This is a genomic window from Arthrobacter rhizophilus, from assembly GCF_026241105.1.
GTDB lineage: Bacteria > Actinomycetota > Actinomycetes > Actinomycetales > Micrococcaceae > Arthrobacter.
Genome location: NZ_JAPFFT010000010.1, coordinates 71432 through 87291 on the forward strand (window position 1 = coordinate 71432; position 15860 = coordinate 87291).

Annotated in this window: 14 protein-coding genes and 1 riboswitch; of the genes, 6 read left to right on the forward strand and 8 right to left on the reverse strand. The window is 64.0% G+C overall.

Features of this window, described 5'->3' with window-relative positions; translation table 11 throughout:
• Positions 1-42: 42 nt before the first annotated feature.
• Complete coding sequence (locus OOZ51_RS10610; RefSeq protein WP_265979465.1) at positions 43-546, reverse strand: GNAT family N-acetyltransferase; 504 nt, start codon at positions 544-546, stop codon at positions 43-45.
• A 176-nt stretch (positions 547-722) separates the two neighbouring features.
• On the opposite strand from OOZ51_RS10610, the gene OOZ51_RS10615 reads away from it, so the two are divergent.
• Positions 723-1157, forward strand: coding sequence for a MarR family winged helix-turn-helix transcriptional regulator (locus tag OOZ51_RS10615; RefSeq protein WP_265979466.1), 435 nt, complete (start codon positions 723-725; stop codon positions 1155-1157).
• A gap of 198 nt (positions 1158-1355) precedes the next feature.
• Here the strand turns inward: OOZ51_RS10615 and OOZ51_RS10620 are convergent, their stop codons facing one another.
• The 3 genes from OOZ51_RS10620 to OOZ51_RS10630 all read right to left on the reverse strand — a co-directional run bounded on the left by OOZ51_RS10620 (position 1356) and on the right by OOZ51_RS10630 (position 5254).
• Positions 1356-2504: a mannitol-1-phosphate 5-dehydrogenase gene (locus OOZ51_RS10620; RefSeq protein ID WP_265979467.1), complete on the reverse strand. Its 1149-nt coding sequence runs from the start codon at positions 2502-2504 to the stop codon at positions 1356-1358.
• Entirely contained in the window at positions 2504-4462 is a 1959-nt protein-coding gene (locus tag OOZ51_RS10625; RefSeq protein ID WP_265979468.1) for a PTS mannitol transporter subunit IICBA, read from the reverse strand. The genes OOZ51_RS10620 and OOZ51_RS10625 overlap by 1 nt, the downstream gene beginning before the upstream one ends.
• 69 nt (positions 4463-4531) lie before the next feature.
• Positions 4532-5254 carry a TetR/AcrR family transcriptional regulator gene (locus OOZ51_RS10630; protein ID WP_265979469.1) on the reverse strand — a complete coding sequence of 241 codons (723 nt, stop codon included), beginning with the start codon at positions 5252-5254 and terminating at the stop codon, positions 4532-4534.
• Positions 5255-5371: 117 nt separating this feature from the next.
• On the opposite strand from OOZ51_RS10630, the gene ptsP reads away from it, so the two are divergent.
• Together ptsP and OOZ51_RS10640 are read left to right on the forward strand one after the other, a co-directional pair.
• Positions 5372-7060 (forward strand): phosphoenolpyruvate--protein phosphotransferase, encoded by a 1689-nt coding sequence (gene ptsP / locus OOZ51_RS10635; protein ID WP_265979470.1) that lies wholly within the window; start codon positions 5372-5374, stop codon positions 7058-7060.
• 560 nt (positions 7061-7620) lie between these two features.
• Positions 7621-8385 carry a class I SAM-dependent methyltransferase gene (locus OOZ51_RS10640; RefSeq protein WP_265979471.1) on the forward strand — a complete coding sequence of 255 codons (765 nt, stop codon included), beginning with the start codon at positions 7621-7623 and terminating at the stop codon, positions 8383-8385.
• A 175-nt stretch (positions 8386-8560) separates the two neighbouring features.
• Here OOZ51_RS10640 and OOZ51_RS10645 read toward each other — a convergent pair whose 3' ends face one another.
• On the reverse strand, positions 8561-9841 hold the full coding sequence (locus OOZ51_RS10645; protein ID WP_416346370.1) for an acyl-CoA dehydrogenase family protein: 1281 nt from the start codon (positions 9839-9841) through the stop codon (positions 8561-8563).
• A gap of 205 nt (positions 9842-10046) precedes the next feature.
• Complete coding sequence (locus tag OOZ51_RS10650) at positions 10047-10796, reverse strand: TetR/AcrR family transcriptional regulator (protein WP_265979473.1); 750 nt, start codon at positions 10794-10796, stop codon at positions 10047-10049.
• 55 nt (positions 10797-10851) lie between these two features.
• On the opposite strand from OOZ51_RS10650, the gene OOZ51_RS10655 reads away from it, so the two are divergent.
• Positions 10852-11244 carry a helix-turn-helix domain-containing protein gene (locus OOZ51_RS10655; RefSeq protein ID WP_265979474.1) on the forward strand — a complete coding sequence of 131 codons (393 nt, stop codon included), beginning with the start codon at positions 10852-10854 and terminating at the stop codon, positions 11242-11244.
• A 7-nt stretch (positions 11245-11251) separates the two neighbouring features.
• On the opposite strand, the gene OOZ51_RS10660 is transcribed toward OOZ51_RS10655, so the two are convergent.
• The gene (locus OOZ51_RS10660; protein WP_265979475.1) at positions 11252-11845 is read right to left on the reverse strand and encodes a TetR/AcrR family transcriptional regulator; all 594 of its coding nucleotides are present in this window, start codon (positions 11843-11845) and stop codon (positions 11252-11254) included.
• A gap of 98 nt (positions 11846-11943) precedes the next feature.
• On the opposite strand from OOZ51_RS10660, the gene OOZ51_RS10665 reads away from it, so the two are divergent.
• Entirely contained in the window at positions 11944-13020 is a 1077-nt protein-coding gene (locus tag OOZ51_RS10665) for a flavin-containing monooxygenase (protein WP_265979476.1), read from the forward strand.
• Positions 13021-13163: 143 nt separating this feature from the next.
• Positions 13164-13313: riboswitch (cyclic di-AMP (ydaO/yuaA leader) on the forward strand.
• A 2-nt stretch (positions 13314-13315) separates the two neighbouring features.
• Positions 13316-14413, forward strand: coding sequence for a RodZ family helix-turn-helix domain-containing protein (locus OOZ51_RS10670; RefSeq protein WP_265979477.1), 1098 nt, complete (start codon positions 13316-13318; stop codon positions 14411-14413).
• A gap of 161 nt (positions 14414-14574) precedes the next feature.
• On the opposite strand, the gene OOZ51_RS10675 is transcribed toward OOZ51_RS10670, so the two are convergent.
• Entirely contained in the window at positions 14575-15789 is a 1215-nt protein-coding gene (locus tag OOZ51_RS10675) for a PucR family transcriptional regulator (RefSeq protein WP_265979479.1), read from the reverse strand.
• Positions 15790-15860: the final 71 nt, after the last annotated feature.

Genomic DNA, 15860 nt, shown 5'->3' on the forward strand with positions numbered 1-15860 from the left:
GATTGCGCATCTCTTTTAGTAAGGGCCTCTTCGGATTCCTGGCTACAGCGCCAGCTTCAATCCCTCGTGGCTGGCCACGAAGCCCAGCCGTTCATAGAAGCGATGGGCATCCTTGCGGGATTTGTCGCTAGTCAGCTGGACCATGGTGCAACCACGGCTCCTGGCCTCCTCGATGGCCCACTGCATCATTGCAGCACCAACGCCATGGTCCCGCAGCTCGGCAGCGACACGCACGGCCTCGATCTGGCAGCGGAGCGAGCCCTTCCGCGCCAAGCCTGGAATGAAGCTCAGCTGGAAGGTTGCTACGCAGGCGCCGTTCAAGTGGCCCACCACCAACAATTGGGCGGGATCCTCGTTGATCTGTTGGAATGCTTGCAAATAGGGACCAACATCCTCGGCGTTTTCGCGGGAGCTGCCCAATTGATCAGCTGCGAGCAGTCTCAGAATGGCGGGGAGGTCCTCCCAGTGGGCCCGGCGGAGCGTGAAGACTCCTTCGTCCAGAACCATGCTCAACAGCGGCTTCACTCCTGGATTTGCGTGACTCATACCACTAGCCTGACACAGCCCGAGACTTGTTGCACGAATTTTGAGTGAAACGTTCAATCACAGTTTCTTGGATGGTTCACTGCTATTTTCACAACCCTCCTGCACTTTTGGGGGACCAAACCGAAACCCTCCTGCAGATCATCATGAGAACGAGGGTTTGGTGCTTCCCGCCAAAGGTGACTGACCTCAAGGCCGAGCTTCGCGGCGTACGCGTGCAACTATCTGTGCTCAATCACCAGGTCGGCACTCAAGCCGAGCTGAAGGACGTTGACCTTGATTGTCTTGACCTGATCTCGCACCGGGGGCCGCTCAGCCCGAGCATGCTGGCCAAACACACAGGCCTGCACCCAGCCACGATGACCGGCATCCTCGACCGACTTGAACGCGGAGGCTGGATAGTCCGGGACCGCGATCCGTCCGACCGGCGCGCCGTGGTAATCCGGGTTCTTCCCGACAGAAACGCCGAGATGTTCCGGCCCTACTCAGGAATGAACGGCCTCATGGACACCATCTGTGCGGACTACGACGACGCTGAAATCGCCGTCATTACCGACTTCCTGCGACGCGTCCAGGCGGCCGGACTAACGGCGTCGGAAGAACTCGGCAGCTAATCCACGCTCGCTCACCTTTGGGGCCCAAAACGCTCACCCTCCCGCACATCAAAAGTGAAGGACTGTGAGCGTTTTGGCCGTCAGATCTGCAGGAGGATCGCTCGAAAACGGCCCAAAGGTGAGCGAGCGTTCGGGAAAAAGTCCGTATATCTGCAGGAGGCTCGCCGGGGAGCCGGGCCCGGCGAGTGGGGCCGGAGTTTAGCCCTCGGCCTTGCGGTCTTCGATCAGTTTCTGCACCTGCGGGAACAGCGGGTGCGTCGGCGGCAGATCCGTGATGCGTTCAACCGCCTCGGCAGCGTCCATCTCGGAAAGCATCCGGGTGAGCTCCACGGCTTCGTCGTCTGCTCCGTCGTCGAAACGCAAGGCAGCGGACATCGCGTCGAGCAGGGCAACGGGAGTGACTCCCCGCTCGGCGAGCTCCGCGGCCGGGCCGATGAACCGCTCGTGCCGGCCCAGTTTGCGCAGCGGAGCGCGGCCCACACGATTCACTGTGTCCGGAAGGTACGGGTTGGTGAAGCGGGACAGGATCTTCTGCACGTACGCCTCCTGCTCGGCCTCGACGAAGCCGTGCTTGGCCACGAGAAGGTGCTTGGTTTCCTCCAACACGGCCCGTACTCGCGCAGCCACCGAGGCATCGGCCATGGCTTCGGAGATCTTCTCCAAGCCGGCACCATAGCCGAAGTAAGCTGCCGAGGCGTGGCCAGTGTTGACGGTGAACAGCTTGCGCTCGATGTACGGACCAAGCTCGTCCACGAAGGTCGCTCCCGGAATCACCGGAGGCGTGCCCGCGAACGGGGTGCGGTCGATGACCCACTCGTAGAAAGTCTCCACGGTGACGTCCAGGCCTTGGCCGGGCGCCTGGTTGGGGACGATCCTGTCCACGGCAGTATTGGCAAACACCGCCACAGAGGAAAGATCACCCGCGGCACCGTCCCAAGCGGCCTCAACTTCGGAACGCAGGAGGTCCGTGGCGTTGATCGCGTTCTCGCAGGCCATGACCTGAAGCGGAGCCAACGACGGCGACCGGCCGGCCAGGCCGCGTGCGATCACTGGCGCCACGAACTTGAGGATGTGCGGCCCCACAGCCGTGGTGACAAGGTCCGCCGTCGCGATTTCCGCGACGACGGCAGCCTCCTCAGAGCCCGAATTCAGGGCCCGGAAACCGGACACGGTCTTGACCGCCGCATTTTCGCCAACCTCGTGGACCTCGTAGGAGGAGGCGGAGGCGAGCTGGCTGATCAAGGCGTCCGCGACATCGGCGAAGACCACCTCATATCCAGCCTCGTGCAACAGCAACCCGACGAATCCCCGTCCGATGTTCCCGGCCCCAAAATGGACTGCCTTCACTATGCGTTGACCTTTCCGAACAGATCCAGCACTTCCTGTACCGACTCGGCTTGCTCAAGCTGGGCCACTTGCGCCTTGTCCGTGAAGATCTTGGCGATGGAGGACAGGATGTGGAGGTGCTCGTTGTTGATGCCGGCGACGCCGACGACGAACTTGACCTGCTTGCCACCCCAGTCGATGCCTTCGGGGTAGCGGACAATCGAGACACCGGAGTGCAGGATGTGGTTCTTTGCCGCGTTGGTGCCGTGCGGGATAGCAAGGAAGCTGCCCATGTACGTGGACACGGATTCCTCGCGCTCATGCATGGCGTGAATGTAGCCCATGTCCACGGAGCCGCGGTCCAGCAGGAGCCTGCCTGCTTCGTCGATGGCCGAGTCACGGTCTGTCGCGGTGCCGTTGAGGATCACGCTTTCAGCCAGCAGGACATCCTTGCCCCCGACGGCGGTGGCCGGTTGGGCGGCAGGGACACCGGCGGCCGGTTCGGCGACCGCCGTCGAGCCCTCAGCGCCGAATCCGGCGTTGCTGCTCTTGACCAGTTCCACAATCTCCTCGTACCGGGGACTGTTCATGAAGTTGTCCACGGAGACGTGTACGGCACTGGAGGTGACCGGCCGGGCGCGTTCCGTCAGATCCTGGTGCGTGACCACGACGTCGTAGGTGTCGCTGAGGTTGGCAATGGCCGAATTGGTGACCTTGACGTCCGGGAAACCGGCTGCCTTGATCTTGTTGCGCAGCACCGAGGCACCCATCGCGCTGGAGCCCATGCCGGCGTCGCACGCGAACACGATGTTCTGGATAGGACGGGTCAGGACAGCGGTACCGCCACCGGCGCCCAGGAGAGCGGAGGAAACGGAACTCTTCTTGCCCTTGAGCTCTTCCATCCTGGACGTTGCCTGGCCCAGCGCGTCCACGTCGGTGGTCTTGCTGGTCCGCAGGATCACGGAGGCAATCAGGAAGGACACCGTGGCTGCAAGGAGCACAGACAGTGCCACACCGAAATAGCTGTCTTTCGCTGTCGCGGCAAAGACGGCGATGATGCTGCCAGGGGCTGCCGGCGAACGCAAGCCCGCGCCGGTGACTACCAAGGTGAAGATGCCAGTCATGCCGCCCGCAATCGTGGCGAGGATGAGGATCGGCTTCATGAGAATGTACGGGAAGTAGATCTCGTGGATGCCGCCGACAAACTGGATGAGCGCGGCGCCGGGAGCGGATGCCCGTGCCAGGCCTTTACCGAAGAACATGTAGGCGAGCAGGACGCCGACGCCCGGACCGGGGTTGGCCTCCAGCAGGAACAGGATGGACTTGCCGTTTTGCAGCGCTTGTTCCGTACCGAGCGGAGTGAGGATGCCGTGGTTGACAGCGTTGTTGAGGAACAGTACCTTGGCGGGTTCGATAAAGATGCTGGTCAGCGGCAGAAGTCCGTTGTGGACCAGGAATTCGACGACGTTGCTCGCCCCGTCACTGAAGGCCTTCACTACCGGGCCGATCACCAGCATGCCGAAGATGGCCAGGGCGGCACCGACGATGCCTGCGGAGAAGTTGTCGATCAGCATCTCGAAGCCCGGCTTGACCCGGCCTTCCCAAACCTTGTCGAGCTTCTTCATGATCCAGGCCGTGAGCGGACCCATGAGCATGGCACCGATGAACATCGGGATATCCGTACCAACAATCACACCCATGGTGGCGGCGGCTCCAACCACGCCGCCGCGGATGCCGTGGACCGCCCGGCCACCGGTGTAGCCGATCAGGAGTGGCAACAGGTACGTGATCATGGGGCCCACCAGTTTGGCTAGGTCCGCATTGGGAAAGAACCCGGCCGGGATGAACAGGGCGGTAATGATGCCCCATGCAATAAAGGCCCCGATGTTCGGCATGATCATGCCGGAGAGGAACGTTCCGAACTTTTGGACACCAACGCGCACGCTGGTGCGCTGTTTCGCAACTGACACTGTTGCCATTGTGTGAATTCCTAACGTGAGCCCCGCATCAGTGCGGGATCAGTCGATATCTATCGAAGGAGGACAGCTCTAGGAGCTGCTGGAGATTCGGTGAAGCCATTCAAGGAAAAGCTTCAGTTCCGAACTGGATAGCTGGTCTGAATGCGAGGCTTGGAGTGCCGCATTCAGCGCGATTGCCGCAACAACAACGGACGACTTGCCGGAGTCGTCGGCTGCGGCGCCACGGGCTGTTTCCGTGGACACGGCGAAAATCATGGAATCCCGGGTCATGGTGGAGAGCTCGAGGTTCCGGTCTTCCAATGGCTCTGCAATGAGCATGAGCGTGACACCAACGTTGGCTGCCAGAATGCTCCTTGCTGCCTCGCGCGGGGGTACGTTGACCTGTCCGGCAATGGCCGCCTTGCTCAGCATTTCCTCCAGAAGCGACTCGGCATCAGCCACGATGGCCGGCCTGCTTTCGGGACGGATATTGCCGAACATCACCAGGTAAAGGTGCGGTTGGGTAAGTCCGAACTGGACGTGGTTGTCCCACATCCGCCGGACGTCTTCCAGGGGTTCCCCAGAAGGTGCGAAGTCCCGCTCTCCCGCCACGTACTCCTCGAAGCCGGCTGCAACGACGGCGTCGAACAGCCCCTCCTTGTCGCCGAAATGGTGGTAAAGCGTGGGCGCCGTGACGCCGGCAAGTTTGGTGATTTGGCGCGTAGAGACCGGCGACCCGTCCGAATTCGCCAGCAACTCGGCAGCTGCACGGAGCAGCCGAGTTTTAGGCGGAAGCTGGTCATCGAAACTCATAGCCGCTACCCTAGCACCTATAGCAACGCTATATGAAGTGAGTCACAGGAGATTTTTTCGGACCCCGAGGCGCCGCAGCCGGTGGGTCCGATCCGAGAGCAGGAACAGAGGATTTCAGTGCAGAATTTCCAAGGAGTAGGCGTCAGCCCGGGCCGCGTCATTGGCACTATCCGTCAGATGCCCAAGCCAGTCAGCGAACCGCCGTCGGGCGAGCAGCTAGCCGTTTCCACCACGGCGGAAGAAGCCGTCGCCGGACTGAAAGCGGCCGCCCAATCGGTCCACGACGAGCTCAAGGCACGCGCGGACAAGGCCAGTGGGGACGGTAAGGCCGTGCTGGAAGCCACCGCGCTGATGGCCAAGGACACCATGCTCCTGAAATCGGCCACCAAGCTCATCAACAACAACGGCAGCTCCGCGGAACGCGCTATCTGGGAAGCCGGCGCCTCGGTATCGGAAATGCTCCACAACCTGGGCGGGTACATGGCCGAGCGTGCCACTGACGTCTTGGACGTCCGCGCCCGGATCGTCGCCGAACTTCGCGGTGTCCCCGCCCCGGGGATCCCGGCGTCGGACACTCCGTTCATCCTGGTGGCCGAAGACCTGGCCCCGGCAGACACCGCAACGCTGGACCCCGCCATCGTGACAGCACTGGTCACTTCGGGCGGCGGACCGCAGTCCCACACGGCGATCATCGCGCGCTCGCTCGGCCTGCCCGCCGTCGTCGCTGCCCGCGGGGTGGACGAAATCCCGGACGGCACCGAGGTCTTTGTGGATGGCGCGGCCGGCTCCCTTTCCCTCGAACCCTCCGAGGAGCAGCGCGCCGCCGCCCTCGCATGGGTTGAAAATGCCGCCACGCTGGCGGTTTTTGATGGAAACGGCACGACGGCGGACGGCCACTTGGTGCCGCTTCTCGCCAACGTGGGCGGGGCCAAGGACGCCGCCGCGGCCGCAGCGTTGGGCGCCCAGGGCGTGGGCCTTTTCCGCACCGAGTTCTGTTTCCTGGAACGCGATACCGAGCCGACCGTACTGGAACAAGCCGCGGCGTACAGGGGCGTGTTCGACGCCTTCCCGGGAAAGAAGGTGGTGCTCCGGACCCTCGACGCCGGCGCCGACAAGCCCCTTCCCTTCCTCACCGACGCCACCGAACCCAATCCGGCCCTCGGTGTGCGCGGCTACCGCACCGACTTCACCACGCCGGGCGTTTTGGAACGCCAACTCGAGGCCATCGCCATAGCCGCCGAGGAATCAGAAGCCGACGTGTGGGTCATGGCGCCCATGATCTCGACGCCGGCCGAAGCCGCCCGTTTCGCCTCGCTGTGTGACGCCGCCGGGATCAAGACTCCGGGCGTCATGGTGGAAGTTCCGTCTGCGGCACTGACCTCGGCCTCGGTCCTGCGCCACGTAGGCTTCGCGTCACTGGGTACCAACGACCTCACGCAGTACGCCATGGCCGCCGACCGGCAACTCGGCCCGCTTGCCGAACTCAACACCCCATGGCAGCCTGCCGTCCTGCGCTTGGTCCAGTTGACCGTCGCGGGCTCTGCGGAAGAGGGCAACAGCAAACCAGTTGGCGTCTGTGGTGAGGCAGCCGCAGACCCGGCCCTCGCCGTCGTACTTGTTGGCCTGGGCGTGTCCACGCTATCCATGACCGCCCGGTCCCTGGCCGCCGTCGGAACCGTGCTCAAAACAGTGACCCTGGAACAGGCACAGGAGCTGGCCCGCTTGGCGCTCAGCGCTTCCGACGCCCTCGACGCCAAAGCCTGGGTCCGTGCCAAGCTGCCGATCCTCGAGGAACTCGGGCTCTGAGCCCCGCCGTACCGCTCTATCTGAACACAAGGAGAAACCATGCTGCTTTGGATTCCCTGGTAACCCTGTTGGAAACAGACCTCGACGCCGTTTAGTGCCGGGGCCCGGTGGGGGGGCCCACGCCGGCGAGGGCCCCGGCCTGAGCTTGCGAAGGCTGGGAGCCGGTGGGGACTGTGGCCGGCCGCAAGGACCGGCCACAGCTTCCGGGGGTCTCTACCGGAATACGCGCCATCAAGTACGGGGGGACCGCGATGGCGCGCTGTCTGTTTGTGGGACCAGGTGCCGAATCGTGACGCGGAAATTGGATTCTTCTTTAACCGCCCTCATCAATTGCTCCAACCGAACGCTCGCTCACATCTGAAGGCCCCTTTCCCGACCCTCCTGCAGATATGACGGCCCCCAACGCTCCTGCAGATATGAGCTGTGACTCGCGGCGTTAATTAGCGTCTCTTCTGCGGCGCAGCGGGTGACAAGCGTTACTCGGGGCCCCAAACTGCTCATAGGCGATTGCCCGGACCGCACAGTCGCCCATGAGCACCACCAGCCGAAAGGGACCGGGAATGCGCAAGCCTAGTGCCGCCGTCGCCTTCTATGCGCTCAGTACTGTGCTGCTCTTCGCGCACCGCGTCACAGGCTTCGTCCCGAAGACCTTCCGGTACCCATTCGAGGGCGAGATACCTCCACAAGCCGAGGCGTCGGCCAGGGTCACGTTCTTCGACGGGGCCGTGGACCGCTTCCTTCCCGGGATCGATCAGTTGGTCATCCTCGGAGCAGGCTTCGACACGCGCCCATACCGGCTCCCGCAGGACACGCCGGTCACTTCCTTCGAGGTCGATGCCCCGAAGACACAGGCGGTCAAGCGCGACATACTGATCAAGGCACGAATCGACGCACCCAGGGTCACGTTCGTGCCAGCGGACTTCGAGAAGGACGACTGGCTCGCCAAACTCGTGGATGCCGGGTTCGACCCCCGGCGCCCAGCTCTGTTCCTCTGGGAGGGCGTGACGATGTACCTCGACCGGGGAGCGATCGAGGACACACTGAGCAAAGTTGCGAGTTGCGCCAAGGGCAGCCTGCTCGCGTTCGACTACTTCACGACCGAGCCGCTCGAGTCGAGCATGCCTTATTGGCGATTCGGGAGGGCGGCGGCCAAAGCAGTAGGAGAACCGTTGAAGTTCGGCGTGGACAGTGCACCGCCGTCGCGGGAGCGTCTATCCGAACTTCTCCGATCCCGTGGGTTGGCGCTACTCGAACAGCATGTGCTCGGTCGTGAGACCAAGAAGAAGCGCGCGTGGGGTGGCTTCGCGATTGCCGTGGTGGAGTGACGCCATGGCTCCAGCGACCACACCAAGCTGAGGGAATTAGGGCCTGCAGATCTGCAGGAGCGATCCGTCGAATGGGTTCACATCTGAGCGAGCGTCGCGGCAAAAGGCCGTAAAGGTGAGCGAGCGTCACACGGTGAGCGAGCGTCACGAGGGGCAGGGGGCAAGAGCAAGCCGCTCAGGCGAAGGCGGAGATACCCGTAATGGAGCGTCCTATGATCAGGGCCTGGACGGTCTCCGTGCCCTCATATGTATGGATGCCTTCGATATCGGCGAAGTGCCGTGCCACGCGGTTGGCCAACAATATTCCGTTGCCACCCAGCAGGTCCCGCGCGTTCGAGGCGATGCCGCGGGCGGTGCGGGTACACGTGAACTTCGCGAGCGCCGCCTGCGCGGGGGTCAGCACGCCCTCCTCGTCCAGCTTGGTCATCTGCATGACCAAGAGCTGCATCGTGGCGAGCTCGGAGTGCATGCGGGCAAGACGCTCCTGCACAATCTGCGAAGCCGCCAGCGGGCGGCCGAACTGCCGGCGCTGGGCGGCGTACTGCACTGCAGTCTCGTAGCAGGCAGTGGCATGCCCGACGGCGGACCAGGCCACTCCGAGCCGGGTCGCCAAAAGGACGCGGGCGGTGTCCTTGAAACTCCGTGCGCCCGGGAGGACGTTTTCCGCCGGTACGAAGACGTTTTCCAAGCGGATGTGTGCCTGAAAGATGGCCCGCAGGGAGAGCTTGCCCTCGATGGTCGTGGCGGAGTAGCCAGGGGAATCCTGCGGGACAAGGTAGCCATGGACCTGTCCGTCGTCGCCACGAGCCCAGACCACCGTCAGGCCGCCGATCGAGCCGTTGCCGATCCACTTCTTTTCGCCATTGAGGACATACCCGCCCTCGACGGCTGTTGCAGTGGTTTCGAGCCCTACCGAGTCGGAGCCGTGCGCCGGTTCGGTCAAGGCGAACGCGCCGTATTCATCGGCCCGGGAAAGTGCTGGAAGCCAGCGGGTCCGCTGTTCGGGAGAACCGCATTCGGCCACGGAACGCAATGCCAAACCACCTTGGACTGCCACCACCGTGCCGATGGAGCCATCACCGCGGCTCAGCTCCATGGTGACCAGCCCGGCAGCGGTCTTGCTCATGGCCGGGAACCCGTCGACGTCGATCCCGTCGCGCAGCAGGTCGAGTTCGCCCAGACGCTTCACGAGGTGCAGCGGGTACTCCGCCCGCTCCCAGTAGCCCGCGATGACTGGAAGGACTTCATCTTGGACAAAGGCCCGGGCACGCTCCCGGTAGGCACGGTCCTGGTTGCTGATGTCCTTGAAAACGGAGGCCGGGTCCGGGTCCAAGGCTTCGTTCAGCACATATTCGGGTTCCATGGTGCCGTCCGGAAATACAGTGCCGTGCGGAAATACAGTGCCGTCCGGAAAAATGGCATTCAGTTCTGCGGAAGTGTCGTCGGACGTCGTCATCATGGAGGAATCCTCGCTCTGGGGTTGCGATCTGCGACTCCCAGCATGCGCTGACACTCAGTTTCATGTCAAGGAACTCAGTTCCAGTGAGAGTTTCTGCTGGATCACTCCGCCCCGCCCAAAGACGGAGCCGCGAAACCACGGGGTTTTTTTGATTGGACACCCGAATGATCCAGCAGAATCCGACGCCCGCGACGAAAACGAACTATGTCAGGGCGTCACGGACCGCCTGGAGAATCCGCTCCGTCCCGGCTGCCGGGTCCAGGACTGCAACCACGACGGCGGGACGGCCACTGTCCGCGGACTGCCTACCAGCCGCCTGGCTCGCTGGAACCCGGGCGGGAACCCCGGCGAAAGTGTCGGCCAGAGCTCCCAAATCCCGCGCGAGCCGGGCGGCCAGCTCTTGGGCCTCAGCTTCCCGCGCCTCGCCCTCGATGTGCTCGCGGTCAACGGCCGACCGCAGCCATTGGCGCAGGACGCTGTTGTGCACCGCGACTACCGCCGCAGCAAAGGCCACGGCAGTAAGTTCCCGGTTCTCGTCCTCGGGAAGTGCAGCCTGGAGATGATCTCGAAAAGCCCGCTGATAGCGGTGCGTCATGACCAGTTCACGATCACGAAGGGCTGGGACGCGGCGAAGGAGCTCGTAGCGCGCCAGGGAGGTTTCCCGGTTGCCTATGTGGTGGTCGAACACCAAGAGCGCCGCATCCACAACGGAACGCAACGGGTCCGCCGTCGTAAGCGAAAGCAGCTCCTGAACCCGAGCCAGAATCCGGTCGTGATCAGCGAAAACGATGTCCTCTTTGGAACCGAACTTGCGGAAGAACGTGCTGCGGCTGATTCCGGCGGCATCGGCGAGGTCATCCACGGAGGTGGCGTCGTAGCCTTGCCGCACCAGCAGCTCGATTGCCACGGCCACGGCGGGGCCCGGATCCGGGTTGGCGGGGTAGTTGACCATAAGCGTGAATCTAGCGCAGTTCCGCCCAACAAATCGATGCGGCTAGGCTTCTGCCATGGCATTGATAGCTCCCCGCGTGACTCCCGGTCTTCCGGCAGAGGACGCCCGGAACCTGGCGCGCGCACTCCAGGACAGCAACGACATCACCGTTTTCGTGGACGGCACCGTCCACCGGCTGCCCGATGAGGCGAGGGACGCCGTCGTCGATCTCCTCGGCCGGCTGGGCCGTGGCGAAGCGGTGACGGTCAGCAGCGTGGAGGAAATGCTCACGACGTCGCGGGCGGCTGAACTCGCCGGAATCTCGCATACCTACCTGCGCAACATGACCGACCGTGGCGAAATCCCGGTCGAATACCGTGGCACGCACCGCCGCATCCGCCTCGCGGACATCATGGCGTGGCTGGAGACCCAGAAGAAGACGGCCACGGCAGAAGAGGAAAGCACGTAGCGAAAAGCTAGGCGAGGGCCGCCTTCAGCGCTGCGTGGACCCAATCCCGGTACCGCTCCGGTTCCCAGCCGAAATCCAGTACCAGTGATCGATAGGTGTCAGGGTGGCCCACCGACCAGATCACGGCCGCTGCTTGCTCATCGCTCATGCCGGAGGTCAGCGCCCCACGTTGCCGGAGCGCGTCAGCCGCTTCGGCGTAGTTCCGTAGCCGGAGCTCTGCCCGGTCCCTCAGCACTTTGGCCGCTTCAGCGTCGACGGCGGATGCCTGCCTCATGACGCTGAACAATTCGCTGCTCCGTGGGTGCACCTCGGAGAACCAGTCAGCCAACAATTCAACGACCGCGCCGGCGTCGACGGCTGCGGCTGTCCGCTCGCGCATGGTTTCCGGAACGGAACGGGGCGCCTCCGGACCGGCAGCGGTAGCGTCGACCACGGCCGAGAGCAGCGCCGCCTTGTTGCCCACGGAATTGTAAATGGTCTGGATAGCCACGCCAGCTTGCTCGGCAACTGCCCCGATAGTGGTGGCCACGTATCCCCTGCTCAGAAACAGTTCCCTGGCGGCCTCAACCACCGCAGCTTTCGTGGCGACAGCTTGAGCCACCCGCCTGTTGTTATGCCGAATCTCCACGAAAAAAGAATATCATTCCAGTGACTGGAATGATATTCTAATGAAGCCGGCACACCTCAGGAGGCTTCGCGATGGACATGAACGTTGAGCAAGTAGACACCGCGGTTATCGGCGCCGGACAGGCTGGGCTTGCCACCGGATTCCATTTGAAGAAAGAAGGGCAAGGCTTCCTCATCCTGGACTCGCATGCCCGCACAGGCGATGTGTGGCGGAACCGCTGGGATTCCTTGCGGCTATTCACCCCTGCGCAGCACGACTCCCTGCCCGGCCTGCCCTTCCCCGCCAATCGGGGCACCTTTCCCAGCAAAGACGCCATGGCCGAATACCTCGAGGCGTATGCAAGCAACTGGAACTTCCCGGTGCGTCATGGCGTCCAGGTCACCGGAATCGAGCGCGACGACGGGCGATACCGAGTCCAGTCAAGCTCCGGACCGATCCTGGCCAAGAACGTGGTTGTGGCAACGGGCCCGAATGCGCGCCCAAGGATTCCAGCCTTCGCAGAGGCCTTGGACCCGGGCATTCACCAACTGCACGGAGCGGAGTACGCCAACCCGGACTCAGTTCCGCCCGGAGATGTCCTGGTGGTCGGCTCCGGGACATCCGGCGTCGAAATTGCCTTGGAGCTCGTATCCAGCCACCGCACCTACATTGCCGGAACTCCCCCGTTCCATGTTCCGGGTCCAGTGACGCGATACGCCGGGGGGCTTTGGTGGCTCTTCATCCACAACGTGATGAACCGATCCACGCCTATCGGCCGCAAAGTTGCGGTCGGCTTCACCAAGCACGGCGCGCCTCTGATCCGAGCCTCCACGAAAGAGCTCGACGTCGCGGGAGTCACCCGCCTGCCACGCCTGACGGGCACCCATGGGGGCCAACCGCTCCTGGACGATGGCCAAACACTCCCAGTCTCCACCGTGATCTGGGCCACCGGGTACCAACCGGACTTTGCTTGGATCCAAGGACTTCCGGCGGACGAGGACGGCTGGCCGCTTACCTGCCGGGGGGCCGTGGAACAACTGCCGGGTCTGTTCTTCGTGGGTATGCCTTTCCAATACGGACTGACCTCGGGCCTCGTGGGCGGTGTCGGCCGGGACGCCGAACACGTCGCCGGACTCATCGCCGGGCAAGCTGGAGCGTCGCAGGACTAGATCGCTTGGCGTAAATCCCCCGCGGAATACCGACCGCCCGGCCCGTTATCTAAATGTGACTTTTCTAGTCGGCTGTTGTACCGTCGAGGGGCGACCCAATCCCCAGCTGGGCCGCTTCCGGGCTGACGCCGAGCTCTGCCGCAACCCGGATTCCGCTAGAACTGCGGCAGAGACGGGGGACCCAGAGTCTCCGGGCCTACTTCTCCACAGGCCCTTGGGGTGAAGCCGCATGCGCGGCCGGACGGCCTCGTCCGAACCCGACAGCTAACCTCGAAGGCGTTGAGAGGCAATCACCATGTCCCCAACCATGGATCAGCCTCGCCGTGCCCAAGTGGCGCGCGAGCGCACCAAACCGACCGGACGCCGTCGGGCCCAAGACAGCGGACCGTTCATCCCTGAACCGGCTTCCGAAGGTTCGACGGCGGCACCCACCACCCCGACGAACCCGACGACGGCGGCGCCCACCACGCGAGCGGCCGCCCGCGCGGCCGAGCGGAAGCGGGCAGCCCAAGCCAGCGAGACCGCGAACCTTCCGGCCGCGGTACCCGCAACAGCGGAACCCGCCACCGCCCCGGAACCCCCCACCGCGACTATTCCGATAGTGGCAACAACGGCCGCGGCACCCGCAGAACCTGAACCCGCCACCGCGGCCATCCCGACAGTTGCGCCCCCCGCCGAAACCCAGAAGGCACCCACGACCGCCCTTCCAACGGTTACTCCTGCCAGCTTCGCTCCGGCGTCCTTTGCGGGTTCGTCGTTCAGCCGTGAGCCCCACGCCGTCCTCAAGAAGGCTGCCACCATCCGGACGATGAGCAACCGAATGGCAGTAGCGGCCGGAGCCCTAGGCATCCTGTTGACCGCCGGTTCCCTGGGCCATGCCCTTGAGTTGCCCTTCTTCGGCCAGGAAACTCGCGCCCAGGATGCTGCCAGCGCGGATAACCAGAGCTCCACACAATCCGGCGCTCCTTCCACGACCGCAAGCGCTTCCCCCAACGCAGTAGCATCACCTTCCGCCGCTACCCCGAGCGCCAACGCCGGCCAGACCGCCGCGGACCCGGGGCAACATTCCGCCGCCGTCGAACCGTTGAGCGCCTCGGCACCATCAATCTCCGTTCAGGTTCCTGCCGCAATCCCGTCAGCACTGCCCCCAAGCCTCGTCCCGGCGCCCGGTCCTTCCGTTCCGGTTCCGGCTCAGCCCGCGCCAGCTCCCAGCCCGGCTCCGAGCGGGCCAGCGACTCCCACGCCGGCTCCACCCCAGACCAACACGCCCTCCCCCGCGCCCACAGGTTCTTGGAGGCCACGGACCCCGGCCAGTCCCACTCCCACGCCGCAGCCCACCCAACCGGGCGTGGATCTCGGGTCGATTTTGGACGCTGCAAGCGGGGTCCTGTAGTGGGGATGGGACAGCATCGAACCTCTTCCGTCGAGTGGCACGGGCGGTGCTGCCGGAGGGCCCGGACCGTATCAATCCAGCGTCGCCCGGACCGCTGGCGCTGCAGCCTTCAGCTGAGGCCGTTCAAGGGGTAACCGGCGCGGCCTCAAATGCAGGCAACCTCAAATCCGCGGCCGCCCCGCCCAGCGGCGCGCTTTGAGCGTCGCGTGCAGTTCGAGCCGGATAGCGCCATTCAACGGATCCGCGCCGATGAGTTGGCGGACCCTGGCCAGCCGGTTGTAGATGCTGCTGCGGTGCAAGTGGAGCTTCGTGGCCACGTCCTGGACCGAACCGTCGCTGTCGTAAAGCAGTTCGAGCACGGGCAGGAGCTCGCCGTTGCGGTCTGCGTCCTCGATCGCCTGGAAATGTGAAGAGCCCGAATCGTCCCAGCCGCCAGGCGCCTGTAGCCGTTCGAACAACTGGTAGATGCCCGCCGAGCGGCTGTCCACGAGCTCGCCGAGTGGTGGATCGACGGCGGCAGCCTGGGCCGCGAGCTTCGATTGCCGGTAGGCCCGCCCCAATTGACGGACCACCGAAAACGGCTCGCTGATGCCGAGGATGACCCGGTCCACCTTCCGGCCGGCACGCTTGGCGAGCTCGAGCTGATAGTGGACCAGGACTTGCGCGTGTTCAGCCCGGCCGCCGGTTTCGCGGAACAGCAGGACCGAATGCGTCTCGGTGCCGGCGCTGAAAAGTACGGAATCGACGCCGATGGTAGCCTGCAGCGCCGAGGAACGGTGCGTCAGGGTGGCAGCGATGGGATCGGCGACGCCGCGGCTGTCCTCTGCGTCGAGCACGGTAACCAACTGCCACGGGCCCCGGCCTTGGATTTCCTTCCATCCGGCTACGGCCGCCACAGCGTTGGATTCTCCTTGGCACGCAGTCAGGAATTCCTGCTCGCGGCGGCGCCGGAACTCCGACTCCGCCGTATTGGAATCGAGCAGCAGTCCCGCCAGGAGGTCCAGCTCGTCCCGAACGCCCGGCAACTCGGCGAGGATCGCCGTCGCGGTCTGCTCGTCAAGGTCCTGCTGGACCCAGAGGTATCCCACGCGGAAACCGCGCACCAGCAGCGGGACGCAGACGCGCCCCACCATGCCGAGCTCTTCATTGGCGGGTACGACGACGGGACGCACCGCAGTAGCGATGCCGTGCGAAAGCTGCCACGCACTGACGTCCACCGGAACCCGTTTACTCAGGAGGAAGTTCACGCGCACACGGTCCGCATGGGACTGGTTGGAACTGTAGGAGAGCAGGACGCCGTCGAGGTCTTCCAAGGAGAGGCCACGGCCTAGCTTGAGTGCGACGTCCTCGACGATTTTCTCCACGTCTTGCTGCATGGAGAAAACACTACTTTGCCCAACGAACATCAGGCGACACCTGACGTTCCCAGGCTCGACAAATGTCGAGC

Bases quoted from the DNA above. Each gene is read 5' to 3' on its own strand.
- OOZ51_RS10625 (WP_265979468.1), bottom strand. From the start codon at position 4,462: ATGGCAACAGTGTCAGTTGCGAAACAGCGCACCAGCGTGCGCGTTGGT.
- OOZ51_RS10650 (WP_265979473.1), bottom strand. From the start codon at position 10,796: ATGGTCAACTACCCCGCCAACCCGGATCCGGGCCCCGCCGTGGCCGTG.
- OOZ51_RS10655 (WP_265979474.1), top strand. From the start codon at position 10,852: ATGGCATTGATAGCTCCCCGCGTGACTCCCGGTCTTCCGGCAGAGGAC.
- OOZ51_RS10675 (WP_265979479.1), bottom strand. From the start codon at position 15,789: ATGCAGCAAGACGTGGAGAAAATCGTCGAGGACGTCGCACTCAAGCTA.
- OOZ51_RS10645 (WP_416346370.1), bottom strand. From the start codon at position 9,841: ATGACGACGTCCGACGACACTTCCGCAGAACTGAATGCCATTTTTCCG.
- OOZ51_RS10640 (WP_265979471.1), top strand. From the start codon at position 7,621: ATGCGCAAGCCTAGTGCCGCCGTCGCCTTCTATGCGCTCAGTACTGTG.
- OOZ51_RS10610 (WP_265979465.1), bottom strand. From the start codon at position 546: ATGAGTCACGCAAATCCAGGAGTGAAGCCGCTGTTGAGCATGGTTCTG.
- OOZ51_RS10630 (WP_265979469.1), bottom strand. From the start codon at position 5,254: ATGAGTTTCGATGACCAGCTTCCGCCTAAAACTCGGCTGCTCCGTGCA.
- OOZ51_RS10670 (WP_265979477.1), top strand. From the start codon at position 13,316: ATGTCCCCAACCATGGATCAGCCTCGCCGTGCCCAAGTGGCGCGCGAG.
- OOZ51_RS10665 (WP_265979476.1), top strand. From the start codon at position 11,944: ATGGACATGAACGTTGAGCAAGTAGACACCGCGGTTATCGGCGCCGGA.